Genomic DNA, 989 nt, shown 5'->3' with positions numbered 1-989 from the left:
CCCTCCAACAGCGCATCGAAGCCGAAATCCTGCGCCTGCAAAGCGCGGATCCCAGGGAAAGTCCGAAGCCCTAATCTCTCCCCATTGAGGCAGGCCGGGCAAGGTGGATGTGACTGGAGGCAGGAGATAACGATAGGCTGGATGCGAAAGTCGGTGTTCAGCCAGTCGAGCAGGGGAGAAAGATGAACGAGCCTATGTCGCCGTCAGTACGGGCGGCTGTCGAGCGGATGAAGTCTCGCTTACGCATGACTCGCCGTTTCGGGTTCTGGTTTCAGGCGGTTTTGGGAGCAACGGCCCTGTTGCTCTGGCTGGGGTTTTTAATCGGCCAAAATACCGTCTACCGGGATGACTCGCTGGGGGCTGTGATCGCCTTTTGGTTCACTCTGTTCACACTTCTAACCCTAGGGGCGGGCCTATTCTTCAACTGGCGCTACCTGCTCCATGCCGAGCGCCGCTCAGCCTCTGCCGATGCCTTGAGCCAGTTGGATCTGCCTAGGCAGTTGCAGTTGGTCACCTACGTCAGCCTAATCGGGGCTTTCCTTGCCCTCATCGGCATGGAGGCGCAGGTGGGCGAGCTGTTGGCGCGTATGTTTGCCCGCACCCAGGCTAACCAGGTAACAGGGGTGCTGCTGCTGGCTGCCAACGTCAACGTGACGTTTGCCCACTTTGTTTGCTTGGCAGGGGTACTCTGGATTACCGGCGTCCTCGACCGCGAGCCTTAACCCCTGAGCCGCACCGCCACCGGCGACCGACCCCAAATCCCCCAGCAAGGGAGAAGTTAGAGGTCGCCGCAACTTAATTGCCACTTGGTTGTTTAAGGATCAGGATAGAGGAACGGTGCCCCAGCCTGAGTGAGATCTCCATGACGACTAGAGAGCCCCTCAACCAGAGGAAGAGGGGCAGCGGAAAGCAGCGGAGAAATCTGTTCTAAAGACTTCACTTGAAGCCCACTGCCGCCTGCCAGACAAAAGCCAGCAAAAAGAACAAAA

The 989-nt window shown here is 58.1% G+C and carries 2 protein-coding genes; one reads left to right on the top strand and one right to left on the bottom strand.

The window, feature by feature from the left end; genetic code table 11:
- The first annotated feature begins 182 nt into the window (after positions 1-182).
- On the top strand, positions 183-722 hold the full coding sequence (locus NW852_RS06590) for a DUF3611 family protein (protein ID WP_414386583.1): 540 nt from the start codon (positions 183-185) through the stop codon (positions 720-722).
- Between the two features lie 214 nt (positions 723-936).
- Here NW852_RS06590 and NW852_RS06585 read toward each other — a convergent pair whose 3' ends face one another.
- Positions 937-987, bottom strand: coding sequence for a hypothetical protein (locus NW852_RS06585; RefSeq protein ID WP_414426576.1), 51 nt, complete (start codon positions 985-987; stop codon positions 937-939).
- Between the last annotated feature and the right edge of the window lie 2 nt (positions 988-989).

It is taken from the genome of Synechococcus sp. H60.1 (assembly GCF_047462335.1).
Lineage (GTDB): Bacteria > Cyanobacteriota > Cyanobacteriia > Thermostichales > Thermostichaceae > Thermostichus.
Note: the sequence above shows the minus strand (reverse complement) of the source record. Positions and strands in the feature narration are given on the sequence as shown.

Excerpts from the sequence above, each read along its gene's own strand:
- NW852_RS06590 (WP_414386583.1), top strand. The coding sequence starts at position 183 with ATGAACGAGCCTATGTCGCCGTCAGTACGGGCGGCTGTCGAGCGGATG.